This window comes from Tunturiibacter empetritectus (genome assembly GCF_013410875.1).
In the GTDB taxonomy this organism is placed as follows: Bacteria; Acidobacteriota; Terriglobia; order Terriglobales; family Acidobacteriaceae; genus Edaphobacter; species Edaphobacter empetritectus.
In genome coordinates, this window is record NZ_JACCCU010000004.1 from 41,948 (window position 1) to 59,442 (window position 17,495).

The following is a 17,495-nucleotide window of genomic DNA, read 5'->3' on the forward strand; positions in this document are numbered from 1 at the left end:
TTACGGTCGATTCTGAACGCAAATATTAACAGCAGTTGTTTGACTGAATCGAGTCAGGTCGAACGATGAGGAGCACCGACCAATGAATGTACTTAAGGGAAAGAAGCAGCTTTTCCATTATAACCACCGAAAGCAGACCCAGCGGATGGACAAGGGGGGTTGTGGTTATGCATGTAGCTGCGCTGCTCATCTGGACTCTCCCGATATCGAGCGGTCTTGCGCAAGATCTGCGCGAATTCATTCGCCCTTATATGCTTTGGACGGGGCTCTTTCAGTCGTGGGATACCTTCGCTCCTAATCCTCTGGCTGCCTTTCGCCTGTGCAACAGGTCATAGCCTTGCTGCCCTGATGGGCAAGTGTGCAGACCGCTTGGAACTTACGCACGAGATCAGAGACAGTTCCATAAACGGCATCGGCTCACCGTTGCCTGGGCAAGGCTCGCACTGCCGGCAGATGGACCTAATTGTCCCAGTCATAAACTCCGGAGGCGCAATGGAACGGTAGGGAAGCTCCGCTCTGATAGCGCAGGATGGTCCCCGTCTGCCATCCTCCGATAAAGGATCAGCGAGGCAGGCTGTCGTTCAGGAATGCGCGTGCTTTACCGAAGGGCAGCTCGTAGATCCCACTAAAACGAACATGTGCGGGTGTCTCGGCTGCTCAGGGCCCGCTCTTGTTGGTTGGTGGCTGACTCCAGTTTATTTTGTTTGTGCCTGCTCCAACGGATGCGGATAGTCGGCGCGGATGGTGAGTATCTCATAGGGGCGGATGGGAAGCGTGACCTCGTTAGCTTTTATGGGTAGGGGTTCGCCGAGCGGCTTCTCCATAAGGTTGGTGCATGTCACGGTTGTAGCTCCCGAGGGCAGGGTAAAGGTGACGTTGGATTGCTTGCCGGCCCACTCAACGACGCGGAAGATCAGGCCGTTCGCGTCTTCGGCTTTTTTCACGGCGGTAAGGACGACGTTCTCCGGTTCGACGGAGAGGTAGGAGTGCTCGGCGAGCTGGGTGCCAGTGTGGGCTTCGACCTGGACCGCCCACAACTTGTAGTTGTACTCGTAGCCCTGACGTTCGGTGAGCGCCTGCTGCCAAGTGCCGGCGTGCGGGTAGAGTTGATAGCCGAAGTGATGATGGCCGCGATCGGCTTCGGGGTCGGGCCATGTTGGGGAGCGGAGCAGCGAGAGGCGGAGGAGGTTGTTTACGCCATCGTAGCCGTACTTTGATTCATTGATAAGGCTGAAGCCGTGTTGGGTGTCGCCAAGGTCGGCCCAGCGCATCGCGGGGACTTCGAACTTGGCTTGCTCCCAGGAGTTGTTACGGGTTGTGGGACGTTCGATGGTGCCATAGGGAATCTCGTAGGTCGCCATCGGTGCGGTGACGGCGAGCGGGAAAGCCGCCTTAAGGAGGATATGGGTCTCGTGCCAGTCGATGTCGTTGTCAACGCTGATGGTGTTCGCATTAGCGTAGAGGGTTATGTCCTGAAGGAATTTCGAGCTTTGCCAGGTCCGGGTGACGCGCACGATGGCGCGCACCGCGTCGCTCTCAATGAGTTTGACTGAATCGACGTTCTCAATGGGGGTCATACGATCGAGAGTACCCCGGTCGATGTTCCAGGCATCGAAATCCTTAGGTGTGTCCGTGAAGGTTTGTAGTTGATTGCCGCAGGCGCCCTTGGCGAGGCTTTCGAAATTTGATTTCTTGTCGAATAGGCTAGTGATGCAACCTGTTTTAGGATCGATCACAACACGCAGGGCGGCGTTTTCCATGGTGGTGCCGCTGGCTTTGAGATCGCTGGCGAAGCGCTTTCTGCCGGGAATTACGTGGAGAATTTCATAGCCCATAGAGGGGACGGACCTGGCTTCGATGAGGAGCTTATAGGTGTTGGTCTTCAAGTTTGATTCGAGGACGGTTGATGGCAGGACGTGGTCGCGCGCGTCAATGACTGAGACGCCGTTCGCGCTGGCTGCGGTAAGTTGGACGTCGGCCATTACGAGACCGTCACGCTGCCATGCAAGGGAATTGAACACGAGGATAGGAACGTCGCCGCCTACGCTGGTGTTGATTTCCGCAGAGAGCGTTTGCAGGGCCTTCGTTGAAATTTCGCTGGTGGCCCGGCGAACCTGCTCGTAGTCTTCTTGTGCGTCTTTATAGATGACGCCGATGCCTGAGCCGGCGGCGAGATCGTGGAACTGGTTGAACACGATTTTTTTCCAGGCTTCATTGAACCCATTATTAGGGTACGGGTCACCTTGCAGCCATGCGAGGGAGGCGACTTTCTCAGAGTTCAGGGCCCACTCTTCGCTCTCGCGCATGTTGCGTTTGTGGTTAGCTTGGGTGGTCATGACACCGCGGGTGTACTCCAAGTACATTTCATCCTTCCAGGTGGGGATGACGATTTTACCTTCCTCTAGTTTGGGAAAAGTATAGCCTTTGGCGATGGACTCGTAGTTCCACTCGGGTGACGTGGTGGAGACTTTTTGTTCGGCGTCGGTGAAAAAAGACTGGGCGAGGCCGAAGTGCATTTTGGGTATAACCCTGTCCGGTTGTGCCCAGTGCTGGCCTTCATCGAGGATGACGCGAGTAGGTCCGCCGCCGTGGTCGCCGATGCCATAGAGATCCATCATGTCTTCCATTCCTGGTGAGCGCTGGCGCGAGATGGCGAGATCGGCGGAGAGGCGAAGGGGATTGAGGTTGTCGTTGTAATAGTCGTGAGGGAAATAAGTGAGGACCCTGCTGCCGTCGGGCGACTCCCACCAGAAGAGTTTGAAGGGGAGCTGGTTAGCGTCGTTCCAAGCCATCTTCTGGGTAACGAAGTAATCGATGCCGGAACGCTTATAGATCTGAGGAAGCTGCCAGTTGTAGCCGAAGGAGTCGGGGTTCCAGCCGATGCGTACATCGACGCCGTAGTGTTGCTGGTACCAGCGTTTGCCGATGAGGATGGAGCGTACGATGGATTCTCCGTCGGGCATGTTGAGGTCCGGTTCCACCCACATGCCGCCGACGACCTCCCATCTGCCTTCCTTGATGCGCTGTTTGATCTCGTCGTTCATCTGCGGGTATTTGTCGGCCATCCAGGCGTTATATTGTGCGGCGGACTGGGTGTAGGTGTAGTCGGGATACTCGTTCATGAGTTGGAGTGCGGTGCTGAAGGTGCGCTTGACGACGTCAACGGTTTCGGTCCAGGGCCAGAGCCAGGCGGCGTCGATGTGCGAGTTGCCGGCAAGGTGGAAAGTGACTTGTTGCAGCATGGGCTTAAGCTGCTCAAGTTCTTTGGTCGCCTGTGTGAGCGAGGCGTCGAACTTCGACTGGTCATTGGCGTTGAGCGCGGAGAGATCCACTGTGGTGATGGCATGTTGGAGAGTTGCCATGTCTTGTGTGGGATTTTTGGAGAGCGTTGGAATGAGAATGGAAGAGGTGAGAAACTCGATGCGAAGATCTTCGGGATTGGGGCGGTGGGGGGCGAAGTCAATCTTGAGCGTGGCGCCGGCAAAGGTCTTTTTGTCGACGGTGTGAAGAAGTTTGACGGCGATGAGGACTTTGTCACCGGGTTTGGCATGATCGAAGAGGAAGATGGGTTCGATATCATCGCCAAGCGCCACGCGGCGGCCGTTGAAGTAAATGATCTGCGGCATGGGGCCGTTGGCGTTAGCATGGAAGCTGAACCAGATGCGCGCGTCGGTGAGGTCGTAGCCGTTGAGGGTTTTGGGGACTTCAACGACGCGTCGATACCAGACGGCTTCATTGGGGGCCTCGCTGCGGGCTTTGATCACAGGCCAGCTGGTGTCATCAAGGTCAAGAGCTTCGCCGTGAGGGACGTCGCCTGCGTGATAGCGCCACTCAGCGGCAGGAAGATTGTCGAAGTTCGAGAGACGTTCGATCACCGTTTGCGATTCAGGTGAGAGTGACTGAATTATCCTTGAGAGCTGCTCTGGAGATTGGGCCTTAGCAGACGAAGAGCAGGCAGGCGCGAGGAAGGCAGCGGCAAGGGTGAGGGTTATCGCTGTGCTAAACCCAGCCGCGAAACGCGGTAGAAAAGTCATTTGTAACTTCCTCTTAAGTTCGCACGAATTCAATTGAACTAATCTTTTCACAGGGTCGTCTCAGAGGTTGATAGCGCGTCGGGGACGTCCAAGATCTTCGATGCGTTTTCCCGAGAAATGCCCGGGTCTCCAGAAAGAGCAGTGCAACGACGATAGATAAGCGACAGCTGGAACAAGAGATATAGGCATGCATGTAGCTGCACCCTGCAATCCTTCAGATCTCTAAGACGTGCTTCTTCATTTCTCCTTTTTATCTAACCGCAAGAGCGCAGTGCCGATGCCTCTCCATCAATATCCAATATCAAATTGCGATTTTGCAATACAGACAAGTGGAGACGACCCTTTGCGAGACTACGTAATTACTTTTGTTCCTCTTCCACGACGTGTGACAAAGCGATTGCGAGTAGTACTCATACGCTTTGAACGCGCGGCGAACTCCGAGGCCTCGGAGATAACGCCCGCAGCGACTTGCAATTTGAAAGCTAGAAGGATCAGTAGAAGTTAATCTTTCCACTGAAACATAACCACCTCCTGTTAGCTGGGCAGCTTCGCCCTCTAGCCCATGAGTTGGGTTGATCAATAACCAGAGACTTCTGTGAGGACTTTGCGGATGCATATTTGGGAGAACTAGAAATTTAGCAGCGTGCGGCTGTCAACTGCCTGTCCAATATATTGAGGGCTTTCTGCGGTGGAGACAGGCCGCGCCTAAGCTGGCTGATCACCATGTAGCCTTCTACGCTGGTTGGCTTCTGTAGCCGCCGAATGATTGCTCATGAGGTTTTTTTCCCTCCGAGAACACGATACGCTGCCCAACGATATTCTTTGGAGCAAACGATCGAACAGTGATATTTGTCTAATCGAATCCTGATGAGAGAGCGTCAACGGCGCCATCTATTACCATCGCGGCTTTTCTGGTCTAATTAAGTGTCGTCTCCCGAGTTGTGTTCAGTTGACTGGATTCATTGCAACGGGCAGTATAGTATCCTTCCGGTCCTGTAATAACTGAAGTGGTCCCTCCATGCGCGCTCGCTTTGAAAAGGTCGGAGGTGAAGAGCGGGTTCTCTACGCTTTTGAGCGCTCGGAGACTTCGTTTCCCTTCTACTGGCACTATCATCCCGAATTTGAACTCACGCTCATCCTCGAAGGCTCAGGGCAACGTCTTGTTGGCGACTCGATCGAGGAATATGGCCCTGGAGATCTTGTCCTACTGGGACCGAATTTGCCGCACACCTATCGTTCAGGTCTAGTAGGAGGCCCGAATCGCGCGTTTGTTCTCCAGTTTCGCCTCGAGCTTTTGGGGAACATATTCTTCTCCCTGCCTGAGATGCGTTCTTTGCGACGCTTTCTGGATCGTGCCACGCAAGGGTTTGCCTTCTCTTTTGCTAATGAGAGCAAAAAAGCCTTGCTGCATGCGCAAATTCTTACTCTTCCGACACGATCTACTTCTGCTCAGATTCTAGTTTTGTTGGAGATACTGGACACACTCGCTAGCACGGCCACTGCCCATGCGCTCTCGCGCACGCACGTTTTGCCGCCGGTTAAGGCGGAAGACCAGAAGCGCATCAATACCATCTGCCACTTTCTGTGTGAGCACTACGATCAAGAGATCGACTACGCGCGGCTTACGAAGAAGCTGCATATGAGTCAGGCTTCCATCTGCCGCTTCTTTCACCGCGCGACGGGCCGCACCATGACCGAATACGTGAACAACTACCGTATCTCTGTCGCCGCACATCTGCTAAAGGAGACGGACAAATCGATCTTGGAGATTGCCTTCGAGGTCGGCTTCGGCAACTACTCACATTTCAACCGGCAGTTCCAACGCAGGAAAGGGAAGACTCCTCGACTCTTCCGTGCCACGTTTGGCAACACTGCCGTGCAGCTCAACTGAGTACACATTTTCGTCAATCACATAGAGGGCATGTGCATGCCGCAACCGATACCTTTCTTTGTGAATGTTTTGCCGTTCCGACGGAGAATCACTACACGTGTCCATGACCTCTACTTCCTTTCGCCAGCCTCCAACGCGTTCACGGTGGACGCATCTGTCGTCGTCGACTCGGGTCGCCGCACTCGGTTGCAAGCTCGTTGGCCTCGATACGGCAGTCGCCTCTAGATCCACGGCTTCGCTGATCACTGCATTTCACCTAATGCTAGGTACGGTTCGCCGACAAGGATCCAACAGTTACTTGGCGAAGACTTGCTGCTTTGCCGTGGCGTCGCTTTTCCTGAGCTCGACCGCGTTGTTCCCAGCTTTTGCCTTCGGTGATCCTGTGGTCGAAATCAGTGTTCTATCATCACGGCCTGACATGGTGAGCGGCGGAGATGCGCTGGTTCAAATCACGGGTCCGAAAGATGCCAAAGAAATAACCGTGTGGGACGACAATCGAAACGTCACAAGCGTCTTTCATTTGAACTCCCGTACCCAGACATTGATCGGTCTAGTCAAGGGGCTATCGGCGGGAGAGAACCATCTTAACGTGAAGTCAGGCCACAACGTCGTAGCTCACCTCACGATCGTGAATCACGCTATCGCGGGCCCTGTTTTCTCCGGCCTTCATCAAGCCCCCTTCGTTTGTGAGACGGAGAAATCCGGCTTGGGCGCGCCGATTGATTCCGATTGCAGCGTGAAGACCAAAGTGATGTATCTGTACAAATCGACCGACCCTCCTGTCGCGGGACAGGAGGGTCGGCCTGCAGCGGACGCTATTCCTCCGGGATTCAAGGTTTACGATTCAACAGCACCTCGGCCGAGTGACTTGGCTGAGGCCACCACAACAGAAGGTAAGAAGGTCCCGTATGTCGTGCGCTGGGAAAGAGGCACGATCAACCGGGCGATTTATGACATATCGTTCCTGCATGAACCAGGGACGCCCCTGCCCGATCCATGGACAAAAACGGCCGGGTGGAATGGGCGGTTGGTTTTTCACTTTGCCGGCGGATGTGGTGGCGGTTACCACCAAGGCCGCACTTTCGACGGTGTGAATCCGTTGTTTGTTTCGTTTGGTTACGCTGACGTCGTCACCTCGCTCAACGTGTTACAGAACAACTGCAATGATGTGATCTCTGCCGAGACTGCGGAGATGGTGAAAGAACACTTCATCAAGAGTTATGGTGTGCCCGTGCACACTATCGGATTTGGCGGATCCGGCGGATCCATTCAGCAGCATTTGATCGCCCAGGACTATCCCGGCGTGCTAGACGGCATTATTCCCATAGCAAGCTTTCCCGATGCCGCAACGATTTTGCCCGGTGTTGTGGATTGCAGCCTATTAGCGCACTTCTTTGATCACTCGTCGCATGCATGGTCCGATGAGAAGAAGACGGCTGTATCAGGATTTGCTACGTGGGGAAGTTGTACGAATCCGAATGACTCGTGGATCCAGCAGGGATTTTCACCCAAGCTTGTTGGGGCTGCGGCATGCAACGAAGCACTGCCGGCAGATCTGGTCTATGACCCAGTGAAGCATCCGAAGGGCGCTCGTTGCGATTACTACGACAATGCACTCAACGTGTTCGGCACTGACCCGGCCACGCATCTCGCTCGGCGAGCGCTCGATAACGTTGGTGTCCAATACGGTTTGGCAGCCCTCAACAAGGGGACCATCAGTGCGGACGAATTCTTTGAATTGAACGCGGGCATCGGTGGTTTCAATGCTGACGGAAATGTGGTGAGTCAGCGAACGACCGCAGATCCAGGGGCATTGCATCTCGCATACTTAACGGGACGGGTTGATACCGGCCACGGAGGTCTGGGCTCTATTCCGATTATTGATGTACGCCAATACACCGATACTCAACCGGATATCCACGATGAATACAGATCGTTTGCTACTCGGGCGCGTTTGATCGCGGCGAATGGCAGCGCCGAAAACCAAGTCATTATGACTATCCCGCTCGCATTGAGACCCACTGCAAATCCATCTGCTTCCTTTGCTGGAGTGGGAGTGACGCTTGTTCCCAAGATGGATCAGTGGCTCGACGCTCTTTCGAAAGATACATCGCAACGAAATCTGATCGATAAGATCGCCGCCGCCAGGCCAGCAGATATTACGGATGCCTGTTGGTCTGATGAAGGGGAAAAAATTGTCGAGAAGAGAACATACGAAGGGGATGGACGCTGCAATCGCCTGTATCCACCTCATGGAGATCCGAGAATCGCCGCAGGCGAACCGCTGCGGGAAGACATCCTGAAGTGCACCCTGAAGCCGATTGACCCCAAAGACTACGTGCGGCCATTCACTCACGGTGAGATGGCTCGCCTGGAATCGATCTTTCCATTGGGAGTATGCGATTACAGCGTACCGGGTGTTGGACAGAGTCCGCTAAAAGGGGTGTGGCAAAAATACTGACTTCAGCTTCAAAACGTAAGGTCACGAGTTTTGTTTTTCTTCTCTCATGATGGTCCTGCATTCTATGTTGTCCTATTCGCTTTCGTTACGACCAAAAGCGTCGCTCTCTCGAAGAAACGACAGCTTGCAATTACGGAAGTGAGAAAGATCGTAACCCTCGAGCACAACAGTAGTAGAGATCACTCGAAGGAACGCGGCGTTATCGACCTGGGTGTTTGCCGGTGTACTGTAACGAACTGGTTATGGCACAGCCTCAGATGCCTGAAATCCAACCATCGCACACGCCTCTACCGGGTGTTTGCGCTTGCCAAGAATTCAGGAGGATCTATGTTCCGTTCATCAGGCTCTTCATCTTCTAGTAAAGTATTGAGCAATCGGCTCTGCGATGTGTCAAGGTGGATGCAAAAGAATGGATTGAGGGTGCTACGCCTGTCTTTTGCCTCGCCACTGTTGGCTGTTTTCGTTTCGGGACTGCTTTTAACGTGCGCAACGGCAAACGCAACTACATATTACGTTGACTCAGTAAACGGCTCAGATACTTCATCGGGCACCAGTTTAATGACGCCTTGGCAAACTCTCGCGAAGGTAAGCGCTACTACGTTTTCACCCGGAGACTCTATCTTGTTTCGTGCGGGTGACACATTTGCAGGTCAACTGCATCCGTTGGGTTCTGGCTCGGCTGGTTTGCCCATTACGATTTCGAGCTATTCGACCGGACCGATGCCGATCATTAACGGAGCCTCTCTCAGTGGTGGCGGGGCCGTTTACCTTCTTGCCCAGTCCTACTGGACGATCGAAAATCTGGAGGTCGTGAGCGACTCTGGAGTGAATAACTTCGGGACGCTGACTACACCGGGAGTCAATCGGAGCGGCATCTTCGTAGACAACGAGAGCGGGGTCATCATAAGCGGGATTACGATCCAGCACAACTATGTCCACGATGTGAATGGCTGCTTCAACTGTAACGGATATGACGCACATATGAATGGCGGTATTGTTGTCGTCGCTGACGGAGGTAATCCCCTCGCCCTTTTGTGGTTCGGATTCAGCAGCTATAACGGTGTTTACATCGGATACAACAAAGTTGCGAACGTAGGTCGCACAGGCATCACATTTTATGATTATTCGACCGGGTACCTGCTGAACCTTGACGCTGCGCATCTCAGTACAGGAGTAACGGTAGAGCAGAACACTGTGAACAACATCGACAGTGACGGCATTATAGTCGCCGGCGCGCTGGGAGGAATGATCGATCACAACGTTGTAGCGAATGCGGGGCAGAAGACCATCGTAGGTTCGACGGAACCAGCCTCGGCCGGACTCTGGCCTACGCGCTCGGAGAATACCATCGTGCAGTATAACGAGGTGTACGGCACTCTAACGCATTACACCGATGGGGAAGGGTATGACGTTGATGCCGCATCCGTCAACACCATCGTCCAATACAACTATAGTCACGATAATCAGGGTGGCTTCATTGTGATGGAAGACGCCAGCAGTTCAAACCTGATCGTGCGCTATAACCTGAGCGTCAACGACTCATATGGCGGTGTGAAGGGCGTCTTTACTTTCTCTGACAGTGGGGTGATACCCAATACCTCGATCTACAACAACACCGTATATATCGCCTCGGGATTGCCATCTCAACCAATTTACTGTGATAGCTGCGGCACCAGCCCAAGTGGACAATACAGCTTTCAGAACAATATCATTGCCAATTTCGGCTCTGGAGGCTACTTGGTACCCACACCGACGGGAGGAGGCGTGATCTCGAACAATTTATTTTATGGGAATCACCCCGCCACCGAGCCGGCCGACCTATCCAAGATCACAAGCGACCCACAGTTTGTGAGTGCATTGTCTACGGCGCCCGTTGGTATCGGATCGGTTACCGGGTATCAGGTGGAGAGCGCTTCGCCGGCTGTTGGCAGTGGTGCACTCATCACAAGCAATGGCGGGCAAGACTACTTCGCCCGACCGGTATCTGCTACAGCAAACCCGACTCGTGGTTTCTTTGAAGAGCAGACCTTCTAGTTTTGGAAGTCGGCTTCGGTAGGCGGCGTACTCAGTTTTTAACCTGGTGCGCCGCTGCCTAAGGAATTTTTGCAAGCGATTATGTCGTTTGAGCTGCTCGTTGTGAGCGGGCGGGACATATGGAAAGAGGTGCAATGAAAAGAGATGAAGTGTTGGCTGCTCAGTCACGAGCTGCTCAGGTTCTAAACGAGGCCGGAATTGTGTTGACTGCTTCGGAGGCAGCAAACATTGAAGTGGCTGATTTGGGATTGAACCATTTAGAAGTCGAAGGTCTCGAACTTGTGACTTATATCAACACGTCTCGCTATTGTGCGAAAGAGTTGGTGCTCTTTGCGAGGCAGACTTTTCCTGAGCATCGGCATCCTCCGTTTGGAGACAATCCCGGCAAAGATGAAACCTTTCGGTGCCTCCAAGGGTTGGTCTGGCTTTATGTCGAGGGGGTTGCGGCCGAAACGATTCAGTCTCAGGTTCCGAAAGAAAGTGCTCCGTACTATACCGTGTTTCACGAGGTTGAGCTTCGACCTGGTGAACAATATACGATCCCACACAATACGCTGCATTGGTTTCAGGGTGGTCCTGAGGGTGCAGTCGTGTCTGAATTCTCTAGCGCCAGCCGTGACGAGTTCGACATCTTCACGGATCCTCGTATTCAACGCGTTGCACAGATAGGCGATTAATGGTGCTGAGGAACGGGATGCGATGCCTGTAACTGGACCTTCCTCGAAAGCAAATAGTTCGAGACAAGTAGCTGAGCTTCTGGGGAACATATTCTTCTCCCTGCCGAGGTGCTTTCTTTGGCAGCTTTCTGCATCGTGCCACGCTGGATTTTGCTTTCTCTTTTGCTAGGTAGCAAAAAGACCTGCTCCATGGTAAATTCGCACTCTTCCAACGCGATCCGACTCGGTTCAAATCCTTGAACTGCTGGAGATATTGGAAGCGCTCGCCCACACAGCGACTGCTGAAGTACTCTTGCGTACACACATGCTACAGCCATAATGGCGGAAGACCAGAAGCTCATCAGTATCATCTGCAACTTTCTGTGTGTGAAAGGCTGCGATGAGGAGGAGATTAACTAAGTGCGGTTTGCGCAGAAGCTGTATGTGAATAGCCTTCCATCTTCTCCGTTTCTTTCAACGTGCCTAGGGCCGCACCATGAGCGTAAATGTGAACGGCTAACGTATCTCAGTTGCCGCGCATTTTGCATTTCACATTTCAACAAGTAGTTTCAGCGCAGGAAAGGGAAGTCCCGGCTCTTCTTTGAGATGTTCAGCAATGCTGCTGTACCGCTCAACTGAGTACACATTCCCGTCAATCAAATAGAGGGCATGCGCATGCCGCAACCGATAACTTTCTCTGTGAACGGTTGACGTTCTGACGGAGACTCATTACACGTGTCAATTGTCCCTGCTTACTTCCCTCGACCGGCTACGCGATCGCGGTGGACCCCTTTGCTGCTTCTCTCCACGCTGATCGCCGCTCTCGGGGGCCTGCTCTTCGGTCTCGATACAGCGGTCATCTCCGGCACGACGGCTTCGCTCATCACTGCATTTCATCTAACGCCGATCACGTTGGGATTCACGGTTTCAAGCGCCCTTCTCGGCACGATCATCGGCACACTTCTGGCAGGCTTCGGCGCCGAACACTCCGGCAGGTCGTCTTGTTTGCGAATTTCGGCGCTCCTTTTCATTGTATCGGCCATCGGTTGCGCGTTGAGCTTCAGCTGGCCAGTGCTGATTGTCTTCCGCATTGCAGGCGGCCTTGGCATCGGCGCCGCCAGTGTGCTGGCTCCAATGTACATTGCGGAGATCGCCCCAGCCGACCTCCGCGGACGGCTTGTCGCGATGTTTCAGATCAACATTGTCATCGGAATTCTGCTGGCTTACTTTTCGAATTATCTCGTTGGACTGCGTGGGCTGGGTGCGACGGAGTGGCGATGGGAGCTTGGCGTGACTGCAATTCCGGCGGCTGCTTTTCTACTCGCACTTATCGCCATCCCAGAAAGTCCGCGCTGGCTTGTGAAACGTAATCGTCGTGATGAGGCTCTGGCAATTCTCCAACGCATCGGCGAGGCCGATCCGGCGGCGCAAATCGCCCGGATGGATGCGCTCTTGGCGGAGGAGGGCCGTCGGGGCTACCGTGCTCGCCTATTTACAAGTTCTCATACGCGAGCCATCTTCCTTGCTCTGACGATGGGAACTTTCAACCAATTGACCGGGATCAACTCTGTTCTCTATTTTCTGAACGATATTTTTTCGGCGTCGGGCCTTAGCTCGGTCTCGGGCTCGTTGCGCGGCGTTGCGATCGGAGCCACCAACCTTGTATTTACCGTGCTCGCCATGTTTTTCATTGACAGAGTTGGCCGACGCTTTCTCCTGATGATGGGCTCGGTTGCGATGGCAGGGGTGCTCGTACTCATCGGGTACTGTTTCCAATTCGGTACTCACGCGAGTTGGCTGCTCTGGCTGCTGATCGCCTACTGCGGGTCGTTTTCATTCTCTGAGGGTGCCGTGACGTGGGTCTATATCTCCGAGCTCTTTCCGCTGGACGTTCGTGAGAAAGGGCAGGCGTTGGGTAGCAATGCGCATTGGATTACCAACGCCATCATCTCGGCGGCGTTCCCGGTTGTACTCAGCATCTCTCGCTCGCTACCGTTCTACTTCTTCGCCGCCATGATGATGCTGCAGCTTTTCATCGTGTTTTTTGCCTTTCCGGAGACCAAAGGACGGTCGCTCGAGTCCGATGCGGCTGCCATTGCTCAGAGCTGATTCTTCGGTGAGCTTGAGAGGTTCACGCCGACTGCCTCGTCAGCCTGAGAAGATTTCATTTGCTGAGGAGTGAGTGAAAGAAGCGCAATGTGCTTTCAATGTGTTGTCGCCAGTAGGACCATTCGTGTCCACCTGGAAAGGTCTCGTAGGTGTGCGGGATGCTAAGGTTGTCTAACTCGCGGTGAAGTATAGCGCTGGCGTTGAACAGCGAGTCGTCCGTTCCGCAGTCAAAGCGAACAGCCGGAAGCTGATCACGATGCTTGCGCGCCCAGTGAAGAATGTCGTGTTCATACACGGGCATGGCGGACAAGTTGAGGTCGCGGTCGCGGACAAGGTTGTGCATCTGCTCGGCATGCGTGATAGACGAGTGCGTGGAGATGCCCCGAAAGCGGTCGGAATATTTGAAGCCAATACGAAGAGCGCCGTAGCCACCCATCGAGAGGCCACAGAGAAAAGTCGGCCCGTGCGAGGAGAACTTTTCGCGGATGCAAGCTGGAACGTCGTGCGCTATCCATGCTTCAGCGTCGCGGCCGGGCATAGGCCAGTAACCTGAGCCATCCCCGCTGAGCCCGTCGGACGGTGCGGCCAGGAGCATAGGGCGAATTTCACCGCGGTCGATGAGATCTTGTGCCGTGCGGTGCGCGGCGCCTTTCAGGAACCAGGCCCAATGACTGCCGTAGACGCCGTGGAGCAAGAGCACAAGGGGAAGCTCGGCTGGGAACGTAGAGCCTCGCGGGATGAAGAGGCTGACGTCACCGCGGCCGCGGAGAGCTGGCGAATGGAAAGTAAGGTGACGCAAGCCGTCATGCTCAAGCTCCGGATCGGATAGCTCGACTGGATCGAAGGGGCCGTGGAATTCAGGCGCCATACGGAAGAAGAACTCCTTTGGCATTGAGCCCGAGATGCATGTGCTCGAAGGCCTCGGCGAGCTCAGTGAGCGAGTAGGTGCGGGTAATCATCTCATCCAATTTAAGAAAACCGGCGGCGTAGAGCGAGAGAAGCTTAGGAAAGTCGGCGAAGGGACGGCATTGGCCATAGAGCGGATTGATGTAGATCTTGTCCCACTCGAAAAGCTGCATATCGATTGAGACGAATTCCTCGATTCCACTGACGGCGACGGCGGTGCCTCCGTTGCGGACCATAGCCAGTGGCGCAGCGCCGAGTGCAGGGACGGCGGTGCACTCAAAGGCAAAATCGGCGCCGCGACCGGTGAGAGTGCGGACGCGTGCAGCGGCTTCCAGCAGACCTGTATCTTCGCGCAGAGACTGAACCGTATCGGTAGCGCCGATCCGACGCGCAAGCTCAAGGCGGTTGCTGTTGAGATCGACCGCGATGATCTTTGCGGCGCGCGCGTGAACGGCACCGAGAATCACGCTCAAACCCACACCACCGCAGCCAAGGACGACGACGGAGTCTCCCTCTGGGACGCGTGCCACATTGATGACGGAGCCGAAGCCCGTCATGACGCAGCAGCCCAGGATGGCGGCCTGCGGGAACGGGATCGAGACATTGATTGGCACGACTGCTTGCGAAGGCACGATAGCGTGGGTGCTCATGGTGCCGAGGTGAAAACTGGAATTGAGATTGCCACCGTAGCGGGCATCGGGGACTACGGGCTGCTCTTCGCAGATGTTTTCCGCGCCGCGGCGGCATTGGAAGCATTGTCCGCAAGGGATGGCCCAGTTCAGCAGCACGCGGTCGCCGGGGCTGACGCGTGTGACGTCCGGACCAGTGGCAACGACAATACCCGCCCCTTCGTGGCCCAGGATGATGCGACGTCCCCAGCTCATGGAGTCGAAATCGGTATGGCAGACACCGGAGGCGCGAATTTTTACGAGGACTTCGTTGCGCTCTGGATCATCCAACGTGACGTCTTCCAGCGCGAAGTGCCCGCGCCCGTCGGTAACAATGGCTTGAGCTTGGGTGGGCATCAGGCGCGCAACTCCACGGAGGTTTTCGGACGGCAGGAGCAGGGCAGGCAGGTGCCGGGCTCGGGCGTAATGCCGGTGTTGTGCAGGTATTCGACTTCACCCGAGATAAGGTCAGTGAGACAGGTGCCGCAGTCGCCGTATTCGCAGCCGGCGCTGATAGCGATGTCGTGCGCCTCGGCGAGCTTGAGGATGGTCGGGTACTCGCCGGTCCAGGGCACAGTCTCGCCGGTGAAGGAGAAGGTAATGGTGATGGAAGTTGCAGACATTCGGTATTCGACGTTGTCCTTTTCTAAGAAAATCAGGCACTGACTTCTTTCATGTCAGGGCGGAGGGATTCGTAGGTAGCGTTGTAGGCGAGGATATTTGGATCGGGCGCAATGCCCCAGTGTTCGCATGCCTTGCTATAGACCTCAGCCCACCAGTTGCGGTGATCGGTGAGTCTGTCTTCGCGCCACTTTGCCCAGTCAACTAGAGTGCGTGACCAGCTTTTGTCCCCGAAGGCAAGTGCTTCAGCCTGTGAACCGATCTGCGGAACGAGCCAGTCGCGGCCCACCTTTGCGTGGACAATCTCATCGGCCCAGTCATAGTCTTGGATGAGTTCGGACAGGCGATTGGCAGATGCGACGGCGACCTCCCACTCGTACTCCTTGCCGTTCTTCTTGGGCATGAGCCCTTGCTCGATGGTGAAGAGAACGGCGTGTCGCTCAAGCGGTTCCAGCATAGTGTTGAGACCTAACGACCAGGTGAAGTTGAAGGGGATGGCGCGCCAGTCGATGCCGAGCGAAACGAAGCCGACCTCACCCATCATGGCGTGACGGGCCTCGTCCCAGAGTTGGCGGGTCATGTCGCGGTAGTACTCCCACGGCTTGCCGGGAGTCTCGGCAAGGATGGAGGACATCATCTCCGGAACGTCGATCTCACGCATGCGTTTGAAGAACAGCATGAGGGTCTTGGGTTGCGCCGGGATCTCGGGGTTGAAGAGCATAGCTTCGGCGTTGACGCCCATGTTGTAGGGATCGATGAAACGTTCGTCGCGCTGTGGGATGGAGTTGTAGTGAAAAGGCTGGGCGGAGAAAACACGCACCGGTTCGGCTGTGGCATGCGGCATAGTGCCGTCAAGACCGCCTGCGTGGGCGAGAATGCTTTGGAGAGATGTGGACCACCCGCCAAGCGTCGCGCGGTCAGTATTGGTGACCATAGCGTGGACGGCTGAGCCTGCATAATCGCAAATCTCGGAGAACTCGACTTGGGCGAAGCGAGCTGCGCGATAGGTGGGATGATCGAAGAGTCGGCTGGTGTCGCGGAGCAAGGCTTCAAGTGAGGAGTGAACAGCGGGGATCGCGTGTTCGTAGAGGCCGAGGATGAGAGCGGGCGTGCTGGGAGCGGCGAGGATTTCATCGAAGAAGATGTCGAGCGACGGGTGCGGTGTGTTATCAAGACCGTAAGGAGGCTGACGCATTTCGCGGATGCGGCCGGCGAGGTGCAGAACATGTTCGGCACAGTAGTGTGCGTGGAGCGAAAAGGCCATCTTGAGTTCATAGATGGGCATGGAGGCAAGGTGGGCGACGAAGATCCCGTGGAGACGCCGGAGCGCCCAGTGAAGACGTTTGAGGCGTTCGACGGATTCGGTGATAGTGAGGCCGTGGGTTGAGGCAGATTTCATATCCATCAGGCCGACGAGCGCTGGCAAGCCGCGGTAGCCGGCATAGTGATCGACAGGCATTGGGTTATCGGTAGACATGGTCTGGTGTTCCTCGTGTGAAGTGTAGGAGAGAGCGAAGCAGCACCGGAACGAGTGTATTTGCAGAATTAAGTACTGGATTGACCGGCGCACTGGCGTGGTGGTTCAGCGCCGAGGAGTGCCTTTGCCGCGGGTTTTGGGTTTGCGATCCTTTTCATTCCAAGGCGGAAGTGATATCTTTGCCAGTCTTCGCACCAGGTAATCCGTTTACGATTCGATGGTCACTTTGGGTTAGTCTTGGTGCCTGGAGATTAACAGCGTCCAATTTAGTTGAGGGTACACCTATCGCGAAAGCAGCAACTCTTGACCGAACCGTCTTCGATGTCTTCCGCGAGGAATTGCCGGAGAGTGCTGTCGCCTCGGCGTTTCAGCTTACGGATTCGCTCCTGCGTGTACTTCAGCGCGTGTGTCCATGCTCGTATGGCGAGCCCCAGCATCTGCTCGGAGATACCGATGCGGTTTCGTTCAGGGTTTCAATTGCGATTTTGTAGCCTTTACCAACCTCTCCAAGCAGCGAGGAAGCGGGACCCGACAATCTTAAATATGAGCTCGCAAGTAGACGACGCTCTGATCCCCAGCTTGTCATCCTTGTGACGACCGAGAAGCCCGGAGTATCCTGGTCACCAGGAATGTCGTAA

General features: G+C 55.0%; 10 protein-coding genes. 5 read left to right on the plus strand and 5 right to left on the minus strand.

Annotation, left to right across the window (positions count from 1 at the left end; translation table 11 throughout):
* Window positions 1-695: 695 nt before the first annotated feature.
* On the minus strand, window positions 696-4,034 hold the full coding sequence (locus tag HDF08_RS21155; protein WP_179640692.1) for an alpha-mannosidase: 3,339 nt from the start codon (window positions 4,032-4,034) through the stop codon (window positions 696-698).
* 1,018 nt (window positions 4,035-5,052) lie between these two features.
* On the opposite strand from HDF08_RS21155, the gene HDF08_RS21160 reads away from it, so the two are divergent.
* The 5 genes from HDF08_RS21160 (at window position 5,053) to HDF08_RS21180 (ending at window position 13,185) form a co-directional block, all read left to right on the plus strand.
* On the plus strand, window positions 5,053-5,925 hold the full coding sequence (locus tag HDF08_RS21160) for a helix-turn-helix domain-containing protein (protein ID WP_179640693.1): 873 nt from the start codon (window positions 5,053-5,055) through the stop codon (window positions 5,923-5,925).
* Between the two features lie 322 nt (window positions 5,926-6,247).
* Window positions 6,248-8,386, plus strand: a complete 2,139-nt coding sequence (locus HDF08_RS21165; protein ID WP_218884930.1) for a DUF6351 family protein — start codon at window positions 6,248-6,250, stop codon at window positions 8,384-8,386.
* A 720-nt stretch (window positions 8,387-9,106) separates the two neighbouring features.
* Complete coding sequence (locus tag HDF08_RS21170; RefSeq protein ID WP_179640695.1) at window positions 9,107-10,420, plus strand: right-handed parallel beta-helix repeat-containing protein; 1,314 nt, start codon at window positions 9,107-9,109, stop codon at window positions 10,418-10,420.
* A 134-nt stretch (window positions 10,421-10,554) separates the two neighbouring features.
* Window positions 10,555-11,097 carry a cupin domain-containing protein gene (locus tag HDF08_RS21175; protein ID WP_179640696.1) on the plus strand — a complete coding sequence of 181 codons (543 nt, stop codon included), beginning with the start codon at window positions 10,555-10,557 and terminating at the stop codon, window positions 11,095-11,097.
* Between the two features lie 714 nt (window positions 11,098-11,811).
* Complete coding sequence (locus tag HDF08_RS21180) at window positions 11,812-13,185, plus strand: sugar porter family MFS transporter (RefSeq protein ID WP_353070317.1); 1,374 nt, start codon at window positions 11,812-11,814, stop codon at window positions 13,183-13,185.
* Between the two features lie 55 nt (window positions 13,186-13,240).
* Here HDF08_RS21180 and HDF08_RS21185 read toward each other — a convergent pair whose 3' ends face one another.
* Genes HDF08_RS21185 through HDF08_RS21200 form a run of 4 tightly spaced genes read right to left on the minus strand, consistent with a single transcriptional unit; the run spans window position 13,241 to window position 16,857 of the window.
* On the minus strand, window positions 13,241-14,053 hold the full coding sequence (locus tag HDF08_RS21185) for an alpha/beta hydrolase (protein WP_179640697.1): 813 nt from the start codon (window positions 14,051-14,053) through the stop codon (window positions 13,241-13,243).
* Entirely contained in the window at window positions 14,043-15,116 is a 1,074-nt protein-coding gene (locus HDF08_RS21190; RefSeq protein ID WP_179640698.1) for an alcohol dehydrogenase catalytic domain-containing protein, read from the minus strand. The genes HDF08_RS21185 and HDF08_RS21190 overlap by 11 nt, the downstream gene beginning before the upstream one ends.
* A complete protein-coding gene (locus tag HDF08_RS21195) occupies window positions 15,116-15,382 on the minus strand; it encodes a 2Fe-2S iron-sulfur cluster-binding protein (protein WP_179640699.1) in 267 nt (88 codons plus the stop codon). The genes HDF08_RS21190 and HDF08_RS21195 overlap by 1 nt, the downstream gene beginning before the upstream one ends.
* 32 nt (window positions 15,383-15,414) lie before the next feature.
* The gene (locus HDF08_RS21200; protein WP_179640700.1) at window positions 15,415-16,857 is read right to left on the minus strand and encodes a hypothetical protein; all 1,443 of its coding nucleotides are present in this window, start codon (window positions 16,855-16,857) and stop codon (window positions 15,415-15,417) included.
* Window positions 16,858-17,495 lie beyond the last annotated feature (638 nt).

Coding starts and splice junctions, on each gene's coding strand:
- HDF08_RS21155 (WP_179640692.1), bottom strand. CDS start 4,034: ATGACTTTTCTACCGCGTTTCGCGGCTGGGTTTAGCACAGCGATAACC.
- HDF08_RS21160 (WP_179640693.1), top strand. CDS start 5,053: ATGCGCGCTCGCTTTGAAAAGGTCGGAGGTGAAGAGCGGGTTCTCTAC.
- HDF08_RS21170 (WP_179640695.1), top strand. CDS start 9,107: ATGCCGATCATTAACGGAGCCTCTCTCAGTGGTGGCGGGGCCGTTTAC.
- HDF08_RS21175 (WP_179640696.1), top strand. CDS start 10,555: ATGAAAAGAGATGAAGTGTTGGCTGCTCAGTCACGAGCTGCTCAGGTT.
- HDF08_RS21185 (WP_179640697.1), bottom strand. CDS start 14,053: ATGGCGCCTGAATTCCACGGCCCCTTCGATCCAGTCGAGCTATCCGAT.
- HDF08_RS21190 (WP_179640698.1), bottom strand. CDS start 15,116: ATGCCCACCCAAGCTCAAGCCATTGTTACCGACGGGCGCGGGCACTTC.
- HDF08_RS21195 (WP_179640699.1), bottom strand. CDS start 15,382: ATGTCTGCAACTTCCATCACCATTACCTTCTCCTTCACCGGCGAGACT.
- HDF08_RS21200 (WP_179640700.1), bottom strand. CDS start 16,857: ATGTCTACCGATAACCCAATGCCTGTCGATCACTATGCCGGCTACCGC.